Consider the following 19,188-nt stretch of genomic DNA (forward strand, 5'->3'; position numbering starts at 1 on the left):
CCGAGCAACGAGACGCCGGGAAAGGCAACAATGCCAAACAAAAAAGGCCGGAATCTCCGGCCTTTTTTACTTAGTTATGCTGCCCGTCTTTCGGTGGCAGCTTGTTGTCACCGTCGTGTTTTGGCGGCTGGCCTTTACCATCATGCTGCGGGCCTTTATTGTCGTGCGGCGGCTGGCCTTTGCCGTCATGCTGCTGGCCTTTATTGTCGCGTGGCGGCTGGCCTTTGCCATCCTGCTGCGGACCTTTGTTGTCGCGTGGCGGCTGGCCTTTGCCATCCTGCTGCGGACCTTTGTTGTCGTGCGGCGGCTGACTATTATGCTGCTGTTCTACAGGCGGCTTTTTCGGCGGCTCTTGATGGTCGGCGGCGAAAGCGGTTGAACACAGACCCATTGCCAGGATTGCAGACAGTGCAATAATTTTCTTCATCATGTACTCCATACATTGCTTTTGTGTATGGGACGTAGTTGACCAATAAAACATGGAGGAAATGTGAAGGCCCGTCCAATTAAGAATAGTCCGGGCACGTAAAGCTTAAACCTTCATCCCGTTGTTATATCAGGATTTAAATCCAGCCGCAGTCATTAGCACACGAAATAGACTCCCCACAATGGCGAGCGTTAAAACGCTGCCGCCCCATAATGCGACCAGCCAGAAAAAGCGTGAAACCCAGCGATTTTTCATCAGTGGTAGCCCTCATCCTGCGGCACTTTGCCGCGAAAAACGTAATAACTCCAGAAGGTGTACACCAGAATAACCGGGATAATAAACAGCGCGCCAATCAGCATAAATTCCTGGCTTTGCACGGGCGCTGCCGCCTGCCAGAGCGTAATGGACGGCGGAATAATGGCGGGCCAGATGCTGATCCCAAGCCCGCTAAAGCCGAGGAACACCAGCACCAGCGTCAGAATAAACGGCTGCGCATGGCTGGTATCTCGAGACAGATGCCGCCACAGCAGGGCGCTGGCGGCGATGACCAGCAGGGGCACCGGCAGCAGATAATAGAGGTTCGGCAGGCTAAACCAGCGTCGGGCAATGGCCTCGTGCTGCATTGGCGTCCAGAGGCTGATAATAGCGATAATCGCCAGTAGCGCCAGCAGCAGCCCGCGCGCGCTGCGCTTCATCGTGTGCTGTAGCGAGGCTTCGCTTTTCATTACCAGCCAGGTGGCCCCCAGAAGCGCATAGGCGATAGTTAGCCCCACGCCGCAAAATAGCGTAAACGGCGTGAACCAGTCGAAAGCGCCGCCGCTGTAGGCACGTCCCGTGACCTCAAAGCCGTTAATCACCGCGCCGACGACGATCCCCTGGCAAAAGGTTGCCAGAATTGAGCCGCCCATAAAGGCCTTGTCCCAGAACGGCCGATGCGACGGTGTGGCATTGAAGCGAAACTCGAAGGCCACGCCGCGAAAGATCAGGCCGACCAGCATCAGCGATAGCGGAATGGTCAAGGCGTCGATAATTACCGCGTAGGCCAGCGGGAATGCGCCAAATAGCCCCGCGCCGCCGAGCACCAGCCAGGTTTCATTACCATCCCAGACTGGCGCCACACTGTTCACCATCACATCGCGCTCCTGCGCGCTGCGGGTGAAGGGAAAGAGAATGCCAATCCCCAAATCAAAACCGTCCATGACGATATACATCAGGGTGGCAAACACAATAATCACAAACCAGATGATGGACAGGTCGATGTTCATACTCGCTCCTCTTTGTGGGGCATCGCGGCGGACAGCGGACGTGCTGGGGTTCCTTGCGGCTCAGGGCTAAACGGCTGTGGGCCTTTGCGGATCAGGCGCACCATATAGCTGTAGCCCACGCCGAAGACCGAGCTGTAGACCACGAAAAAGGTCAGCAGGCTGATGCTCATATGCAGATCACCGTGCGCCGAGACGGCATCCGCCGTGCGCTGCAGCCCATAAACCACCCACGGCTGGCGGCCCACCTCTGTCGTCACCCATCCGGCGAGGATCGCTATCAGGCCAGAAGGGCCCATCAGCAGCGCGAACCACAGGAACGGGCGCGAGGTGTAAAGGGTTTGCCGCTTGCGCAACCATAGCGCCATCACACCCAATAGCAGCATGAGCATGCCAAGCCCGGCCATGATGCGAAATGACCAGAAGACGATGGTTGAATTGGGTCTGTCTTCTTTGGCAAATTCTTTCAGCGCCGGAACCTGTTTATCCAGACTGTGGGTGAGGATCAGACTGCCCAACGCCGGGATCTCTAGCCCAAAGCGAGTACGTTCCTGCTCCATATCCGGCCAGCCAAACAGCAGCAGCGGCGTGGGTTCGCCCGGTGGGTTTTCCCAGTGGCCTTCAATGGCGGCAATTTTTGCCGGCTGATGCTTGAGCGTATTGAGGCCGTGCATATCGCCGACCATTGCCTGAATGGGGGCGACAATAAGCGTCATCCACAGCGCCATGGAAAACATGGTGCGGATGGCTGGTGTCTGGTTGCCGCGTAGCAGATGCCAGGCTGCCGACGCACCGACGAACAGCGCGCTGCTCAAGAAAGCCGCAATGGACATATGCAGCAGCCGGTAGGGGAACGAGGGGTTAAACACGACGGCAAACCAGTCGACCGGCACCACCTGGCCGTTGACGATTTCATATCCCTGCGGGGTCTGCATCCAGCTGTTGGAGGCGAGGATCCAGAAAGTGGAGATGAGGGTGCCCAACGCGACCATGCAGGTGGCAAAGAAGTGCAGACCCGGGCCGACGCGGTTCCAGCCGAACAGCATCACGCCGAGAAAACCAGCTTCCAGGAAGAAGGCGGTCAGCACTTCATAGGTTAAGAGCGGGCCGGTAATGCTGCCCGCAAACTGCGAAAAGCCGCTCCAGTTGGTACCAAACTGATAGGCCATCACCAGCCCGGACACCACCCCCATGCCGAAATTGACGGCGAAGATCTTTGACCAGAACTGATACAGCGAACGCCAGACCGGGTTACGGGTTTTCAACCACAGGCCTTCAAGCACCGCCAGATAGCTGGCAAGACCGATGGTGATGGCGGGAAAAATGATGTGGAACGAAACGGTAAAGGCAAATTGAATTCGCGCGAGGTGAAACGCATCAAGACCGAACATGCAAACTCCGTGGAGAAGAAGACTCGGCTTGATTTTAGAGGGTGGGGCGTCTGGCGGGCAGAGACAGTCGACGGGTATTAAATGATAACAGTTTTAACATTCTGGTCATTTTTCGACGGCTGTTATCGCCGCCTCTCTCGGTTGACTACCCGCGGGTGAATCGTGAGGCGAGCTTTTTGGTTCGTGGGTAAAGGCAGGTCAGAGCGCTGCCGAGCGCCACGATAAACAGCAGTGGGTTAACCAGTTCTAACGTTTCACTATGTAATTCCTGGGAGGCGATGATCGAGGAGAAGCACAGCGCAGCGGAGTAGCCCAGCAATTCAATACTTGTCATTTTCATGTAAAAAGAGGTTCGCATCGTTTTCAGCAAGTTGCACATCATGGCGACCTGACATTTTTTTGCCATGGCTACGTGGCGCGCGCTGACGTATTTCCCACCACATGGGCAGATTTGATGTTGCAGATCAATCATTCACGGCGTTAAACCCAGATGCAGGTGGACGTCAAAATCAACTTCAACCCATATCAGTTACATAAAAATGCATATTTTGTAACGCTGATATAATATGGACGTAATCTAAGATTCACCGGGATTTGCCATGAAAAAATATCAGCGCCTCGCCGAGCAGATGATGGAACAGATTGCCCTTGGGGTGTGGCTGCCGGGAGATAAACTGCCGTCGCTGCGTGAGCAGGTGGTGAACTGCGGCATGAGCTTTATGACCGTCAGCCACGCGTACCAACTGCTGGAAAGCCAGGGACGCATCGTGGCGCGCCCGCAGTCCGGCTATTATGTTGCCCCGCGCGCGGTAACAACCCGAGCGGTTACGGCGCCAGCGCAGGTCATGCCTGATAACGCCGTCGACATCAACACCTATATCTTTGAAGTGCTGCAGGCCAGCCGGAATGCCTCGGTGCTGCCGTTTGCCTCCGCCTTTCCCGACCCCAAACTGTTCCCGCTGCCGCAGCTTAACCGCTCGCTGGCGCAGGTGAGCAAGACTGCAACGGCGATGAGCGTGATTGAAAATCTGCCGCCGGGCAATGACGAACTACGTCATGCCATCGCGCGGCGCTATGCGCTCCAGGGCATGACCATCTCCCCGGATGAAATTGTTATCACCGCCGGTGCGCTGGAGGCGCTTAACCTCAGCCTGCAGGCAGTGACGGAGCCGGGCGATTGGGTGATCGTCGAGAACCCTTGCTTTTACGGCGCGCTGCAGGCGCTGGAGCGTCTACGGCTCAAAGCGCTGTCGGTCGCCACCGATGTGCAAGAGGGCATCGACCTCGATGCGCTGGTGCAGGCGTTGCAAACCTACCCGGTGAAAGCCTGCTGGTTGATGACCAACAGCCAGAACCCGCTTGGCTTTACCCTGACGCCGGAAAAGAAAGCACGCCTGGTAGAGATCCTCAGCGAATACAACGTCACACTGATTGAGGATGATGTCTACAGCGAGCTCTATTTTGGCCGCGATAAACCGCTGCCGGCAAAGGCGTGGGATAAAAGTGATATGACGCTGCACTGTAGTTCATTTTCAAAATGCCTCGTGCCTGGGTTTCGTATTGGCTGGGTGGCGGCGGGCAAGCACGCCAGGCGTATTCAGCATTTGCAGCTGATGAGCACGCTGTCGACCAGTTCGCCGATGCAGCTGGCGCTGGTCGATTATCTGGCGACCAAACGCTATGACGCGCACCTGCGACGTCTACGTCGTCAGCTTGCTGAGCGCAAACAGCAGGCCTGGCAGGCGCTAATGCGTGCGCTGCCGCCTGAGGTGCACATCCACCATAATGACAGCGGCTACTTTTTGTGGCTGGAGCTGCCAGCGGGTCTGGATGCCGGAGTGCTGAGCGCAAAAGCGCTGGAGCACCATATCAGCATCGCGCCGGGCAAAATGTTTTCCACGACCGATAACTGGGCGTCGTTCTTTCGATTTAATACCGCCTGGGGATGGAGCGAGCGCGAAGAGCGGGCGGTTGAAACCCTCGGTACACTAATTCGCGGGATGATGAAATAATCCCCGGCTGCACCTGCCATTCCCCGATAGCTCTCCTGATAACACCCGGTCATAGGAAATATGCATAACGCCATTGGCCGGTAACCCCTTGTCTATAATCCATATTATCTCAGCCCGTTTCCCATTTTTGCGGAATGCGCCCTTGGTCACAACCTGTGCAAATATCTCGCCGCTGTACGGGTAGAGCGTCTGGCGCTGTCTATTTTTAGTAAGGGAGATATTTTTAACGGCAAGGCTGCCGCTCAAATTCATTGTGACAGGAGTAATAACTTTATGAGCAAGAAATTTGCCCGCAGCAGCCTGTGCGCGCTGGTGATGACCGTGGCGACCGCGAATGCCGCCGAGCCGCCAACGTCGCTGGGAAAAGCAGAAGGTCGGCTGGATATTATCGCCTGGCCGGGCTATATCGAACGAGGCCAGACCGATAAAGGCTACGACTGGGTGACGCAGTTTGAAAAGGATACTGGCTGCCAGGTTAACGTCAAAACCGCCGCGACCTCTGATGAAATGGTCAGCCTGATGGCGAAGGGAGGCTACGACCTGGTGACCGCCTCGGGAGACGCCTCGCTGCGCCTGATTATGGGTAAACGCGTGCAGCCGATTAATACGGCCCTGATTGAGAACTGGAAAACCCTCGACCCCCGTCTGGAAAAAGGGGCCTGGTTTAACGTCGACGGTAAAGTTTACGGTACGCCGTATCAATGGGGCCCGAACCTGCTGATGTACAACACCAAAACCTTCCCAACGCCGCCAGACTCCTGGAACGTTATCTTCGTTAAACAAAATCTGCCGGATGGCAAAACCAACCAGGGCCGCGTGCAGGCCTATGACGGCCCAATCTACATCGCCGATGCGGCGCTGTTTGTTAAAGCGACTCAGCCACAGCTGGGCATCAGCGACCCATACCAGCTTACCGAAGCGCAATACCAGGCCGTGCTGAAAGTGCTGCGCGATCAGCATGAGCTGATCCACCGCTACTGGCACGACACCACCGTACAGATGAGCGACTTCAAAAACGAAGGCGTAGTGGCCTCCAGCGCCTGGCCGTATCAGGCCAACGGGCTGAAAGGTGAAGGGCAGCCGATTGCCACCGTTTTCCCTAAAGAGGGGGTCACCGGCTGGGCGGATACCACCATGCTGCACGCTGAAGCGAAGCACCCGGTCTGCGCCTACAAATGGATGAACTGGTCGTTAACGCCGAAGGTTCAGGGCGATGTGGCGGCGTGGTTTGGTTCGCTGCCGGTGGTGCCGGAAGGCTGTAAAGCCAGCACGTTGCTGGGCGATAAAGGTTGTGAGACTAACGGCTACAGCTTCTTCGATAAAATCGCTTTCTGGAAAACGCCTATCGCCGAAGGCGGTAAATACGTGCCTTACAGCCGTTGGACGCAGGACTATATCGCCATTATGGGCGGTCGCTAATCATCCGGGAGTCCAACATGACGTACGCAGTAGAGTTTCATGACGTCTCGCGGCTTTATGGTGACGTGCGGGCGGTGGATGGCGTCAGCATTGCCATCCACGATGGGGAGTTCTTTTCCATGCTGGGGCCGTCTGGCTCCGGCAAAACCACCTGTCTGCGGCTGATCGCCGGGTTTGAGCAGCTATCCGGCGGCGCTATCTCTATTTTTGGTAAACATGCCAGTGAACTGCCACCCTGGGAGCGGGACGTCAATACTGTCTTCCAGGATTACGCGCTGTTCCCGCATATGTCGGTGCTCGATAACGTTGCCTACGGCCTGATGGTGAAAGGCGTCGGCAAAAAAGAGCGTCAGGCAAAAGCGGCGCAGGCGCTGGAAAAAGTTGCCCTCGGCTTTGTGGGGGCGCGCAAGCCCTCGCAGCTTTCTGGCGGCCAGCGCCAGCGTGTGGCGATTGCCCGTGCACTAGTGAATGAACCGCGGGTGCTGCTGCTGGATGAACCGTTGGGGGCGCTGGATCTGAAGCTGCGTGAGCAGATGCAGTTTGAGCTGAAAAAACTCCAGCAGGATCTCGGTATCACCTTTATTTTCGTCACCCACGATCAGGGTGAGGCGCTGTCGATGTCTGACCGGGTGGCAGTGTTCAACAACGGCCGCATTGAGCAGGTGGATACGCCGCGCGAGCTGTATCTGCGCCCACGTACGCCGTTTGTGGCGAGTTTTGTCGGCACCTCTAACGTGTTTGCCCCGGCGATGGCGGAAACGCTCTGCGGAATGACGGGAAGCTGGGCGCTGCGCCCGGAACATATACGTCTCAACGAAGGCGGCGAAGTTCAGGTTCAGGGGCGTATACAGGCGGTACAGTACCAGGGGGCGGCGACGCGCTATGAACTGCTGCTGGAGGGAGGCGAAAAACTGCTGGTCAGCCAGGCCAACTTCTCCGCGGGGCTCACTGCCGAAGGCCCGGCCGTGGGGCACGTGGTGCAGGCGTCATGGGCGCGCGATGCCATGGTGGCGCTGGACGGAGGGAGGTGAATGGAGATGAGTATGACGCCGGTTCCTCCCGCTCGCCGACAGGGGCGCTTATCCAGCCTGTTCTGGCGCAGGCCAACACTCGGGCTGTTTTTGTTACTGCTCGGTCCGCTGATGTGGTTTGGGATTGTCTATTTTGGTTCACTGCTGACGCTGCTGTGGCAAGGGTTCTATACCTTCGACGACTTCACTATGTCCGTCACGCCAACATTGACGCTGGCGAACCTCTACGCGCTGTTTAACCCCGCCAACTACGACATCATTATCCGTACGCTGGTGATGGCGCTGGCGGTCACCGTGGCGAGCGCGCTGCTGGCGTTCCCGATGGCGTGGTATATGGCGCGCTACACCAGCGGTAAGCAAAAGGCCTTTTTCTACGTCGCAGTGATGTTGCCGATGTGGGCCAGCTATATTGTTAAAGCCTACGCCTGGACGCTGTTGCTGGCAAAGGATGGGGTGGCGCAGTGGTTTCTGAACCATCTGGGTCTGGAGACGCTGCTAGCGGCGATTCTGACGATACCGGGCGTCGGCGGTAATACGCTGTCTACCTCCGGTCTAGGCCGTTTTCTGGTGTTCGTCTACATCTGGCTGCCGTTTATGATTCTGCCGGTGCAGGCGGCGCTGGAGCGTATTCCCGGTTCGCTGCTTCAGGCTTCCGCTGACCTCGGCGCTCGCCCGCGTCAGACCTTCCGCCACGTGGTGGTGCCGATGGCAATCCCCGGGATTGCTGCGGGTTCCATTTTCACCTTCTCACTGACCTTAGGCGACTTTATCGTGCCGCAGCTGGTGGGGCCGCCGGGCTATTTCATTGGCAATATGGTCTATTCCCAGCAGGGGGCTATCGGCAATATGCCTATGGCAGCGGCGTTTACGCTGGTGCCCATCGTGCTGATTGCCCTCTATCTGGCGTTCGTGAAGCGCCTGGGAGCGTTCGATGCACTCTGAAAGGGCACCGCTGTTTCTCAAGATTGCCGCCTGGGGCGGAGTTATCTTCCTGCATTTCCCGCTGGCGATCATCGCCATCTACGCCTTCAACACCGAAGACGCGGCGTTTAGCTTCCCGCCGAAAGGCCTGACGCTGCACTGGTTCAGCGAAGCAGCATCGCGTGGGGATATCTTTGATGCCGTGACACTGTCACTAAAAATTGCGGCGCTGTCGACGGCAATTGCATTGGTACTTGGCACGCTTGCTGCAGCAGCGCTGTGGCGACGTGACTTTTTCGGCAAAAGCGCTGTTTCGCTGCTGTTGATGCTGCCAATTGCACTGCCTGGCATCGTCACGGGTCTGGCGCTATTGACCGCCTTTAAAGCGGTCAACCTGGAACCAGGGTTGATCACCATTGTTATCGGTCACGCCACGTTCTGCGTGGTAGTGGTGTTTAACAACGTGATTGCCCGATTTCGCCGGACCTCGTGGAGCCTGGTGGAGGCGTCGATGGATCTGGGCGCTAACGGCTGGCAAACCTTCCGTCACGTAGTGCTGCCGAATTTAGGGTCGGCGCTGCTGGCCGGGGGCATGCTGGCGTTTGCGCTGTCGTTTGATGAAATTATCGTCACGACCTTTACTGCCGGGCATGAGCGCACGCTGCCGCTATGGCTGTTGAACCAGCTTGGCCGACCTCGCGATGTGCCGGTGACCAACGTGGTGGCGCTGATGGTCATGCTGTTAACGATGATACCGATTTTAGGGGCGTGGTGGCTGACTCGCGAAGACGATGGGGCCGCCAACGGTGGTACGACATTTAAATAAAACAGGATCATGCTATGCAACATAAGTTACTGATTAATGGTGAACTGGTCGCAGGTGAAGGGGAATCCCAACCGGTCTACAACCCTGCGACGGGTGAGATCCTGCTGACTATTGCGGAAGCCTCGGCGGCCCAGGTGGATGCGGCGGTGAATGCCGCTGACCGAGCGTTTGTTCAATGGGGGCAAACTACGCCGAAGCATCGCGCGGAGTGCCTGCTCAAGATGGCGGATGTCATTGAAGAACACGCCGCCACCTTTGCCCGTCTGGAATCGCTCAACTGCGGTAAACCGCTACACTGCGTGACCAATGATGAAATTCCGGCTGTGGTGGATGTGTTCCGCTTCTTTGCGGGTGCTGCGCGCTGCCTGAACGGGCTGGCGGCAGGCGAATATCTGGAAGGCCACACCTCGATGATTCGACGTGACCCGGTAGGCGTGGTGGCCTCGATTGCGCCGTGGAACTATCCGCTGATGATGGCGGCCTGGAAGCTGGCTCCGGCGCTGGCGGCGGGGAACTGCGTGGTCATTAAACCGTCTGAAATCACGCCGCTCACTGCCTTGACCCTGGCGGAGCTGGCGAAAGATATCTTCCCGGCGGGCGTGCTGAACGTGCTGTTTGGCCGCGGTAAAACGGTGGGTGACCCGTTAACCGGGCACGCCAAAGTGCGGATGGTGTCGCTAACCGGTTCGATTGCCACCGGAGAGCACATTCTGGCGCATACTGCGTCGTCGATTAAGCGTACGCATATGGAGCTTGGCGGCAAAGCGCCGGTGATTGTGTTTGACGATGCCGATATTGATGCGGTGGTGGAAGGGGTCAGAACCTTTGGTTTCTACAATGCCGGGCAGGACTGTACGGCCGCTTGCAGAATTTACGCGCAGAAGGGCGTTTATGAGCGGTTGGTGGAGAAACTCGGTGCGGCAATAGCGAGTCTGAAATCCGGGGCGCCGGAAGAGGAAAGTACGGAACTGGGGCCGCTCAGCTCGCAGGCGCACCTGGCGCGGGTGAGCGACGCCGTGGCGCGCGCTAAAGCGCTGCCGCATATTAAGGTGGTGACCGGCGGCGAAAAAGCGGCAGGCGCTGGCTATTACTTCCAGCCAACGCTGCTGGCAGGGGCAAAACAGGAAGATGATATCGTCCAGCGTGAAGTGTTCGGCCCGGTGGTGAGCGTCACCGTGTTTGATACCGAAGAGCAGGTGCTGGGTTGGGCCAACGACTCCCAGTACGGACTGGCATCATCGGTGTGGACGCAGGACGTCGGGCGTGCGCATCGTCTGAGTGCACGCTTACAGTATGGTTGCACCTGGGTGAACACCCACTTTATGCTGGTCAGCGAAATGCCGCACGGCGGACAGAAACTTTCGGGCTACGGTAAGGACATGTCCGTCTACGGGCTGGAAGATTACACCGTGGTTCGCCATGTGATGATAAAACATTGATCGCGCGTTAAGCGCATGATCGGTAGGGAGATGGCGTGAATCAGGATTTTCAGGATATCAAAAATGAGTTTGAGAAATATGGCCCCGAGGCCGGTGAAAGTATCGCTCAGGAGATGTATGAGTCGCTGGCAAAGAGGCTGACGCCTTATTTCTTTAACCAGGAGAGCATCAATAAGCGAAGGCTAATCATCAAACTTGAGGAGGGGGAGAAAGAGGTAGGCACCCTGACCAGGTACGATTGGCTGGCGGCTTTTGAGAGATACAAACCTGAGGCTCACTAGCGACCTTTACTCATCATTTACCCCCTTCGCGGTAGGCGCGATGCCTGCCGCTACCTCTCCCTTGTTTTTGACATACCCGGTGCAACGTGCGAGGATCCGCGCCGTTGTAAAACCGGGTATAGCCAGAAAAATGAAAAAAAGTATTGTGTGTACTGCTGCGGTGATTGCTGTAGCAATGGGGATTGGGACCTACTATTCGGCCAGCCGGGTGGCGACCTGTGAAGGACAAAACCGCGTGAGCGCCGCCTGCGTCGCACAGGCCTGGGATGCGGAAAAAGTAAACTTAGTGCCGCAGTACGATCCCAACCACTATGTGAGCGACCCGACGACGGACAGCATCTTCGCGTCCACCGTGCCAAAGCGCTAACCGTACAGCATGTCACAGAAATAAAACCCAGCGCGGCGTAACGTAGTGCTGGGTTTTCTCTATTTAGCAGTCAATTCGGCTGGAGCCGAATGTCTGGATCGCACAATACTTCAGCGATAAGCGGCGAAAAACTTGATGTACGTCAAAAAACGTAGCATATTGCGCCGCTTTAACGATCAATTACAAGGACTCGATTGGTGACGCTATATCAACATATGCTCATCTTCTACGCCGTGATGGCGGTTATCTGCGCCATTATTACCTGGTTTCTTACCCGCGAAAGCACCTCAATTCGCCTGATCGCGACGCTGTTAATTGGCGCCACCTGGCCGTTTAGCTTTCCCGTGGCGCTGTTACTCTCACTGTTCTGAGGCTATTTGCTTAGGTCGCTGAGCAGGATGGCGATGCTTTTGCCGCCTTCGGTCTGCTCAAGGGCAATTTTAACGATAATGGTCAGCGGGACGGAAAGCAGCATGCCGACCGGGCCAAGCAGCCAGCCCCAGAAGATTAATGACAGAAACACTACCAGCGTCGAGAGTCCCAGCCCGCGTCCCATGATGCGGGGCTCGAGAATGTTGCCGAACACGAGGTTAATGACCAGGTAGCCCGCAAGGACGATCAGCGCATCATAAAAGCCGCTGAACACCAGCACCTGAAGAATAGGGGGAATAGCCGCCAGCACCGAACCGATGTTCGGGATATAGTTGAGCGCAAACGCCAGCAGTCCCCAGATAAAGGCGAAACGCACTCCGAGCAGTTCCAGCATCGCCCATACCACCAGACCAGTCACCACGCTGATAGCGGTTTTCAGCACCAGATAGTGGCTTACGCTATCCAGCGCCCGCTGTATCGCTGCCATACCTTCCGTCGGTTTTGCCATAATTTGCTGCAGTTTGGCCGGGAGCTGCGGGACCTCCAGCAGCATAAATACCACCGTCAGCAGTAGTAAAAAGATCGACGACATGGCGTTTGAAAGCTGGGTCAGAAAGCGTGAGACCAGCGTCATAGCGGCATTAGGGTCGATATACTTAATCAGCTCATCCGGGCTGACGCTGATGCCAAAGCGCTGCAGCCAGGGTTCAAGATTATAGATGGGAACCGCCAGCGACGAACGGTACTGCGGTAGGGTGCGTGTCAGTTCATTGAGCGAGGTGCCAAGCGTGGCCAGCAGCAGCACGGCGGCGAGGATAATCACCCCAATCAGCAGTGAAATCCCCAGCACGCGTGGCACGCGCCAGCGCACCATTAACTGCACCACCGGGTTCAGCACCACCGCGATAAACAGCGCCAGCACGAACGGCACGATGATATCAGCGGCAAAACGAATGCCGGTGAGAATGATGACCAGCATGCCCAGCATGATGACAATTTTTAATCCATTAAGCGTAATGATCGGCCTGGACATGTTGTTAGCTCCTGCTAAAACCTATGCAGAATATGATAATTGCGAATCAACTAATAATAAATGCATTAACATCAAACAGCCTCAGTAAAGATTTGCAAACATTTTGAGATACTTCGACATCTGTGTTAGAAATTAGCTGTGTTTAACTACCGAGGACAATTTTAATCCGCAACGATGAGAAGCAATACCGCGGATAATTGTAATTTTATGGACAATATGTTCAGGACGTTCAGCCTTACCAAACCTTCTGTTTTACCTTCCTTTTCTGCCTTCTGTGGTGAGCAGCACTGGCGCAACGCGCTATAGTACCCTTCTTCGTTTGAGCTAAATTTTAATCATTTTATTTCAGTTTGCGCATCGCCGTGAACTGCACGGATTATATTCTCATGCAGGAGAAGGACCATGTTTTACTGGATTTTATTAGCCCTGGCCATTGTTGCTGAAATTACTGGTACGCTTTCTATGAAATGGGCGAGCGTATCTGATGGAAACACCGGCTTTATTTTGATGCTCGTAATGATCGCCTTGTCGTATATTTTCCTTTCGTTTGCGGTTAAAAAAATCGCTCTGGGTGTAGCCTATGCGCTGTGGGAAGGCATTGGTATCGTATTGATCACCCTGTTCAGCGTACTGCTGTTTGACGAAAGCCTTACGGTGATGAAAGCCGCGGGTCTGGCAACCTTGATTGCCGGTATCGTACTGATTAAGTCCGGTACCCGTAAGCCCGCGAAGGCGAACAAAACGCTGCACAAAGAGGTGAATCATGCATAACTTTGAGATGATTCACGGCTTATGGCTGGCAGGCTCCATCGTACTGGAAATTGTCGCTAATATTTTCCTCAAGTTCTCGGACGGCTTCCGTCGCAAAAGCTACGGCATCCTGTCGCTGGTCGCCGTACTGGCCGCGTTCAGCGCGCTGTCACAGGCGGTGAAGGGGATTGATCTCTCCGTCGCCTACGCCATCTGGGGTGGTTTCGGCGTCGCCGCGACGCTGGCGGCGGGGTGGATCCTCTTCGGCCAGCGACTGAACAACAAAGGCTGGGTGGGTTTAGGCCTGCTGTTGATCGGTATGGTGATGATTAAGCTCGCCTGATGTGATCGCTGCCTGAGAAATCGGGCAGCGAAATCTCGTGTCTGTATTACGCTTGTAACAAAGGGTTAGCGTATTTGATGCGAGGGTGAACTATGTTCGATCCGTCACGTTGGCGTAATATCGCCACAGCCAGAACGCTGTTCGTGATTATCTTCTTCGCGGGCATTGGCCTGATTTTTTCTATTATTTCGCTTCTCTACCTTTCCCAAAGCCTTATCACCAGCAAAACCAATGATATCGACGCTCGGCGCTCGGCGCTCTCCGTTGACGGCGCGATGCAGACCTCTATCAACCGCGTCCTCTCGCTGGTTATCGATAACGCCATCTGGGATGACGCGGTGCGCGAAGTTTATGCACCAAAGCTGGATACCACCTGGCTGTACAACACCTGGGGCGCGGGTTTTAAAATCAATAATCTTTATGACGGCACCTTCGTGCTGGACGAAAATTACCGGGTGCTGTGGGGATCGTTTCGCAGTTCGCCGTTTAACGAGCACGATCTCGCGTTTTTTGGTGATGGGCTAAAAGCGCTGATAGCCCACAATGAAGACCCACTGCGCCGGGGAAAAAATAACTTTGCTGGGATAACCAAAACCCGGGAAGGTCTCGCCTTTATCGGCATTGGTCTGGTTCGCCCGATGGTTGGACGTTTGCAGGTTTATGACGCCACCCGTCGCTATCTGGTGATTACCCGACACATCAACCCGTTGTTGTTGAGCACTCTGGGCAATACTTTCCAGATTGAAAATCTGACCCTCACCGATTCGCCGCAAAACAGATACAACATACCGGTACGGACCTCCAGCGGGGAGATAGTCGGCTGGCTTGATTGGCAGCTTCGCCAGCCGGGCGTAGAGGCGGCACAGGCAGCTTCGCCGGAAATTCGTGAAATTGTGCTGCTGGCAACCGGGTTAATTCTGCTGTTTATCCTCGTCAGCAGCCTGGGGCTGTGGAAACTGGCGCGCGGCGAGCGGCAGGCGCGGGAGATTGCGTTAACCGACTGGCTGAGCCATCTACCCAACCGGCGGGCGTTGATTGAGCAGCTTGAGCGAATCAGCCGCCGTGGCGATCGGGATATCAAAACGGTGGTGTTTATCGATCTCGATGGTTTCAAGGATGTTAACGACATTTATGGTCATGATGTCGGTGATATTTTGATTATTCGCATCGCAGACATGCTGCAAACGCTGGTGCCGCACGGCGGTATGCTGGCGCGCATGGGCGGCGACGAATTTGCGATGACCGTTGGAGGTGCGCACTCTGAAGCCAGTGCCTCAGCGTTTGCCGGCAGCGTGCTGGACTACCTGAGTACGCCGATCCGCATTGGTGAACGAACGCTGCATATCAGCGCCAGTCTCGGTATCGCCAGCGGTACGTTTCAGGAGAAAACCAGCTCAGAACTGTTCCGTCAGGCAGATATTGCCATGTACCACTCGAAAATCACCGGCAAAGGGCGTATTACCCATTACGATGCCGAGCTGAGCAGCGCGCGCGAGTATCAACTGTCGCTGGAGGACGATATTCGTCACGGGCTGGAGCATGATGAGTTTGAAGTCTGGTACCAGCCGATCGTCTGCGCTCGCTCGCAGGCAATGGTCGGGGTGGAAGCGCTGGTGCGCTGGCCACGGCGGCCGAAGGGCGAACTGATGCCGGATGCGTTTATCACGATTGCCGAGACCAGCGGGCTTATCTATTCGCTCGGGCAGTTTGTGCTGGCGCGAGCCTGTCGGGATCTGCTGGCACATAACGATTTGAAGCTGTCGGTGAATATCTCCCCGGCCCAGTTCCGCGACCCGGAGTTTGAGGATAAGGTCTCAAGCGTACTGAAATCCTCCGGCTTCCCGCCGGCACGACTGCAACTTGAAGTCACCGAAACCTACGTACTGGAAAGACCGGAACGGGCGAGGGCGGCGATTTCTGCGCTGAAAGCGCTGGGCACCGCCGTGGCGTTGGATGATTTTGGCACCGGCTATTCCAGCATTGGCTACCTGCGGCGTTTCAACTTCGACACCATTAAAATCGACAAATCGCTGGCCGGGCTGGTGGACGATGACGATCAGGCGGCGGCGCTGGTCGGAGGGACCATTCGTATTGCCAGTGCGCTCGGTATGACGGTGATTGCGGAAGGGGTTGAAACGGAGAAACAGATGAAGTTACTGCGGCTCGCAGGCTGCGATCAGCTGCAAGGATTTTACTTCAGCGAGCCGATGCCGTTCTCGTCGCTGCTGGCGTTACGCCACCAGCAGCGACAGAGTTAGTTTCCTGCGGCCAGCGCTTCCAGCTTATCGCGAAAACCGGTCACCGAGATGGCGCGGTTGTCGGCACGCTGGCGGTCTTTTGCTGCTGGCGCGGAGCTTTGCACGGCAATCACCTGCCAGCCTGTGTCCGTTTTCAGTAGTAGCGGTGAACCGCTATCGCCCGGCAGCGTATCGCACTGGTGAGAGAGCACCGAGGTCTGCGCCCAGCCCGTTACCGTACAATCCTCATGGCTGTACAGCGAATCAAGGTGGTCAAGCGGATAACCCGACTGGGTGACTTTGCGGCCTGTTGCTTTCAGCGCGGCGGTGAGGTCATCTTTATTGCCCGCAAATACCGGCAGCGGCGTGATGCCAGAAGGCGGGTTGCGCAGCACGATAATGCCAAAATCCCACGGCGCGGCGGAAGCAGGAACAATCCAGCCGTCGCCATCCGCTTTCAGACGTTTGCCTAAAGAAGGATCGACACGGCCTTCAATATCATGAATTTCATAGCGCCAGGTCCCTTTCTGCGAAATAAAGCGCAGCGCAACGGCTTTATCCAGCTTGCCGCGCGGTGGCTCAAGCAGGCAGTGCCCGGCGGTTAGCGCCAGGTGGGGAGAAATCAAGGTTGCCGTACACAGATTGCCGCTAGCGGTTTCCAGCTGGCCAATCGCATCCCAGGGAGCCTGGGCGGGATGGCTGACAAGGGTACGATCGTCCTGACCAAAGAACAGGGTTTTAATGTCTTTTGCACTGATGCCAATATCATCGTCATCAGCGTGGGAAATCAACGGCAGTACGGATAACGTTCCCAGTAAACAACACACAAAGGCTGTACGCATATCACTCTCTGATGGGGCAATTATGATTATAAAAAATAAACCCAATGAGACTACTATAGACGGGAGAAGCAAAAAGTGGGAGTAAAATCAGCGAACTACGCTCAGTAAAAGAAAAACTGGGTTGCGATCAGTGCGCAGATGATAAGAAATGCCAGGATGAGCTCGAAACGATAGCGCCGCAACATGATTGCTCTCCAGGAAAAAATCGGCGCTATATAAGCGCCGATATGATAATTGATTAACTCAGGTGGTCACCAGGATTCAGCGTTGCTGCTAGCCTCCCGGCGCCACCTGTATCAGCGTATTGCTACGCGGATACGTCATCAAGAATGATTATGCAGCTGGCTGAGCGGCTGGTTTAGCAGCAGTGTGTTTAGCGGCTTTGTGGTGCTTTTTAGCAGCCTGAGCTTTCTGTGCTACAGCTGGTTTAGCAGCGGCTTTGTGGTGCTTTTTAGCAGCCTGAGCTTTCTGCGCTACAGCTGGTTTGGTTGCTGCTTTGTGATGCTTTTTAGCAGCCTGAGCTTTCTGCGCTACAGCTGGTTTAGCCGCTGCTTTTTTGTGTTTTTTAGCAGCCTGAGCTTTCTGCGCTACGGCTGGTTTAGCCGCTGCTTTTTTGTGCTTCTTAGCGGCCTGAGCTTTCTGCTCTGCAGCTGGTTTAGCGGCTTCTTTCTTGTGTTTTTTGTGGTGAGTGGCTTTAGCCGGTGCCGCATGAGTTGCGGTAGCGGAAGCAGCCGGAGCCGGAGTTGCAGTTGCGTCAGCAGCAAATGCAGCGGAAGACAGACCCATAGCAGCGGCAACAACCAGAGCTAATACTTTTTTCATTCTGATACCCTCGAATTGGTTTTTTCATTCAACCCCACTGCGGGGCCGTTGAAGTAACTATATCGATGAGCGAGCCGGCTTTCCGTGAGTGATTGGTTTCGGCGTGTAACGTAATGTACGAGATTTGTTGTACATCCGTAACGGGGCAGTTTTTGACCGCCCCGCAAGGGGTTAGCTCTGGCAGGGGGTCTGTCGGGTGCGCTGGGAAAGGTACACGCGCAGGATCAGCGCGAAGGCCCAGGCCACGACGATAGCGGCGATCAGGTAAATGCTGCCTAAACCCTGATAACCAGCAATCCAGCCAGCCACCGGGCCGGTGAGGCCAAGTGCCAGGTCGAGAAACGCGGAATAAGTCCCCAGCGCGGTTCCCTGATTTTGTTCTTCCACCTGCTTCACGGCTTCAACGCCGAGCGCCGGGAAGACCAGTGAGAAGCCCGAACCGGTCAGGAACGCGCCAACGCCCGCCATCCATGCGTTCGGGGCAAACCAGATGATCAACAGCCCCAGACACTCCACCACGTAGCAGATAAGCGATACCCGCAGCCCGCCAAAGCGGGTGATGGTGTTGCCAAGCACCAGACGAATACAGATAAACCCAATGCTGAACAACGACAGGGTAAACGCCGCGCCCGCCCAGCCGTGAGAAGAGAAGTAGAGAGTGATAAAGGTGGCAATGACGCCGAAACCAACGGTGCCTAGCCCGAGTCCCAGACCGTATGGCCAGATCTTGCGGGCCACGACATGAAAGGGCGCTCTGACGCCGGCGCTGACGCTGACGTCTGCGCGGGTGCGAGCAAAGAGCAGTCCGATCACGGCAATAATCACAATCAGCGCCGCAAAACCGCTGATGCCGAACCACCCGTTGAGCACAACGCCCAGCGGTGCACCTGCCGCCATCGCCACATAGGTGGCAACGCCGTTCCAGGAGATCACCCGTGAGGTGTGAATCGCACCGACGGTTTTAATCCCCCAAAGCGTCGAACCGGTGGACGTGAAGCTTTCGCCAACGCCGAGGAATACACGACCAACCAGCAACAGCGCAACAGCCAGAATAGGGCTAGCGTGAGCCGCTGCCGCTGCGAGGGTGAACAGGCCGCTCATCAGGCAGCAGACGATCCCCAGACTGACGACTTTTTTTGGACCCCAGATATCGGTATAGCGTCCAGCGTGGGGGCGGCTGACCAGTGTTGAAATGTACTGCAGACTGATTACCGCGCCAGCGACCAGAGTGCTGTAGCCAAGGTTATAGTGAATAAACCCCGGCAGCACCGCGAGCGGCAGGCCGATAGAGAGGTAGCAGATACAGGTAAAAACAACGATCGAGATAATGCGTAGGTTCAGTTGGGTATTACTGGCACTGGTCGTCATAGCGCTACATTGGTAAGACAAAAGTGGGGCCATTATAGGAATTGC

General features: G+C 55.9%; 21 protein-coding genes. 12 read left to right on the plus strand and 9 right to left on the minus strand.

Translation table 11 applies throughout. The features are described from left to right. Positions 1–70 precede the first annotated feature (70 nt). The 5 genes from V6940_RS04245 to V6940_RS04265 form a co-directional block, all read right to left on the minus strand. Positions 71–430: an acid shock protein gene (locus tag V6940_RS04245; RefSeq protein ID WP_333494948.1), complete on the minus strand. Its 360-nt coding sequence runs from the start codon at positions 428–430 to the stop codon at positions 71–73. A gap of 126 nt (positions 431–556) precedes the next feature. Next, complete coding sequence (locus V6940_RS04250) at positions 557–682, minus strand: DUF2474 domain-containing protein (protein ID WP_333494949.1); 126 nt, start codon at positions 680–682, stop codon at positions 557–559. Then, a complete protein-coding gene (gene cydB / locus V6940_RS04255; RefSeq protein WP_333494950.1) occupies positions 682–1,692 on the minus strand; it encodes a cytochrome d ubiquinol oxidase subunit II in 1,011 nt (336 codons plus the stop codon). The genes V6940_RS04250 and cydB overlap by 1 nt, the downstream gene beginning before the upstream one ends. Continuing rightward, positions 1,689–3,080: a cytochrome ubiquinol oxidase subunit I gene (locus tag V6940_RS04260; RefSeq protein ID WP_333494951.1), complete on the minus strand. Its 1,392-nt coding sequence runs from the start codon at positions 3,078–3,080 to the stop codon at positions 1,689–1,691. Before V6940_RS04260 ends, cydB begins: the two co-directional genes overlap by 4 nt. Positions 3,081–3,225: 145 nt before the next feature. After that, positions 3,226–3,552 (minus strand): hypothetical protein, encoded by a 327-nt coding sequence (locus V6940_RS04265; protein WP_333494952.1) that lies wholly within the window; start codon positions 3,550–3,552, stop codon positions 3,226–3,228. 127 nt (positions 3,553–3,679) lie between these two features. Here V6940_RS04265 and V6940_RS04270 point away from each other — a divergent pair, with 127 nt between their 5' ends. The 9 genes from V6940_RS04270 (at position 3,680) to V6940_RS04310 (ending at position 11,747) form a co-directional block, all read left to right on the plus strand. Then, positions 3,680–5,092 carry an aminotransferase-like domain-containing protein gene (locus V6940_RS04270; RefSeq protein ID WP_333494953.1) on the plus strand — a complete coding sequence of 471 codons (1,413 nt, stop codon included), beginning with the start codon at positions 3,680–3,682 and terminating at the stop codon, positions 5,090–5,092. Positions 5,093–5,365: 273 nt separating this feature from the next. Next, positions 5,366–6,511, plus strand: a complete 1,146-nt coding sequence (gene ydcS, locus V6940_RS04275; protein WP_220440131.1) for a putative ABC transporter substrate-binding protein YdcS — start codon at positions 5,366–5,368, stop codon at positions 6,509–6,511. A gap of 17 nt (positions 6,512–6,528) precedes the next feature. Then, positions 6,529–7,542 (plus strand): ABC transporter ATP-binding protein, encoded by a 1,014-nt coding sequence (locus V6940_RS04280; protein WP_333494954.1) that lies wholly within the window; start codon positions 6,529–6,531, stop codon positions 7,540–7,542. Between the two features lie 12 nt (positions 7,543–7,554). After that, positions 7,555–8,484, plus strand: coding sequence for an ABC transporter permease (locus tag V6940_RS04285; RefSeq protein ID WP_255581374.1), 930 nt, complete (start codon positions 7,555–7,557; stop codon positions 8,482–8,484). Further along, positions 8,474–9,289: an ABC transporter permease gene (locus tag V6940_RS04290; protein ID WP_333494955.1), complete on the plus strand. Its 816-nt coding sequence runs from the start codon at positions 8,474–8,476 to the stop codon at positions 9,287–9,289. Before V6940_RS04285 ends, V6940_RS04290 begins: the two co-directional genes overlap by 11 nt. A 14-nt stretch (positions 9,290–9,303) precedes the next feature. Further along, on the plus strand, positions 9,304–10,728 hold the full coding sequence (patD, locus tag V6940_RS04295) for an aminobutyraldehyde dehydrogenase (protein WP_333494956.1): 1,425 nt from the start codon (positions 9,304–9,306) through the stop codon (positions 10,726–10,728). 35 nt (positions 10,729–10,763) lie between these two features. Continuing rightward, a complete protein-coding gene (locus V6940_RS04300; protein WP_333494957.1) occupies positions 10,764–11,009 on the plus strand; it encodes a hypothetical protein in 246 nt (81 codons plus the stop codon). A 130-nt stretch (positions 11,010–11,139) separates the two neighbouring features. Further along, entirely contained in the window at positions 11,140–11,376 is a 237-nt protein-coding gene (locus tag V6940_RS04305) for a hypothetical protein (RefSeq protein ID WP_333494958.1), read from the plus strand. Positions 11,377–11,573: 197 nt separating this feature from the next. Further along, on the plus strand, positions 11,574–11,747 hold the full coding sequence (locus V6940_RS04310) for a GhoT/OrtT family toxin (RefSeq protein WP_185669074.1): 174 nt from the start codon (positions 11,574–11,576) through the stop codon (positions 11,745–11,747). A 2-nt stretch (positions 11,748–11,749) separates the two neighbouring features. On the opposite strand, the gene V6940_RS04315 is transcribed toward V6940_RS04310, so the two are convergent. Then, entirely contained in the window at positions 11,750–12,781 is a 1,032-nt protein-coding gene (locus V6940_RS04315) for an AI-2E family transporter (protein ID WP_333494959.1), read from the minus strand. Positions 12,782–13,183: 402 nt separating this feature from the next. Here V6940_RS04315 and mdtJ point away from each other — a divergent pair, with 402 nt between their 5' ends. From mdtJ to V6940_RS04330, 3 genes are all read left to right on the plus strand, one after another. Then, positions 13,184–13,552, plus strand: coding sequence for a multidrug/spermidine efflux SMR transporter subunit MdtJ (gene mdtJ / locus V6940_RS04320; RefSeq protein WP_185669073.1), 369 nt, complete (start codon positions 13,184–13,186; stop codon positions 13,550–13,552). Continuing rightward, a complete protein-coding gene (mdtI, locus tag V6940_RS04325; RefSeq protein ID WP_185669072.1) occupies positions 13,545–13,874 on the plus strand; it encodes a multidrug/spermidine efflux SMR transporter subunit MdtI in 330 nt (109 codons plus the stop codon). The genes mdtJ and mdtI overlap by 8 nt, the downstream gene beginning before the upstream one ends. Positions 13,875–13,966: 92 nt before the next feature. After that, positions 13,967–16,132 (plus strand): putative bifunctional diguanylate cyclase/phosphodiesterase, encoded by a 2,166-nt coding sequence (locus V6940_RS04330; protein WP_333494960.1) that lies wholly within the window; start codon positions 13,967–13,969, stop codon positions 16,130–16,132. Here the strand turns inward: V6940_RS04330 and V6940_RS04335 are convergent. The 3 genes from V6940_RS04335 to V6940_RS04345 form a co-directional block, all read right to left on the minus strand. Continuing rightward, positions 16,129–16,953 carry a trypsin-like serine peptidase gene (locus tag V6940_RS04335; RefSeq protein ID WP_333494961.1) on the minus strand — a complete coding sequence of 275 codons (825 nt, stop codon included), beginning with the start codon at positions 16,951–16,953 and terminating at the stop codon, positions 16,129–16,131. The genes V6940_RS04330 and V6940_RS04335 overlap by 4 nt on opposite strands. 333 nt (positions 16,954–17,286) lie before the next feature. Next, on the minus strand, positions 17,287–17,775 hold the full coding sequence (gene asr / locus V6940_RS04340; protein ID WP_220440138.1) for an acid resistance repetitive basic protein Asr: 489 nt from the start codon (positions 17,773–17,775) through the stop codon (positions 17,287–17,289). 171 nt (positions 17,776–17,946) lie between these two features. After that, positions 17,947–19,143 (minus strand): MFS transporter, encoded by a 1,197-nt coding sequence (locus V6940_RS04345; RefSeq protein WP_333494962.1) that lies wholly within the window; start codon positions 19,141–19,143, stop codon positions 17,947–17,949. Positions 19,144–19,188 lie beyond the last annotated feature (45 nt).

Origin of the sequence: Kluyvera sp. CHPC 1.251, assembly GCF_036759945.1 — a bacterium.
Taxonomy (GTDB): domain Bacteria; phylum Pseudomonadota; class Gammaproteobacteria; order Enterobacterales; family Enterobacteriaceae; genus Kluyvera; species Kluyvera sichuanensis.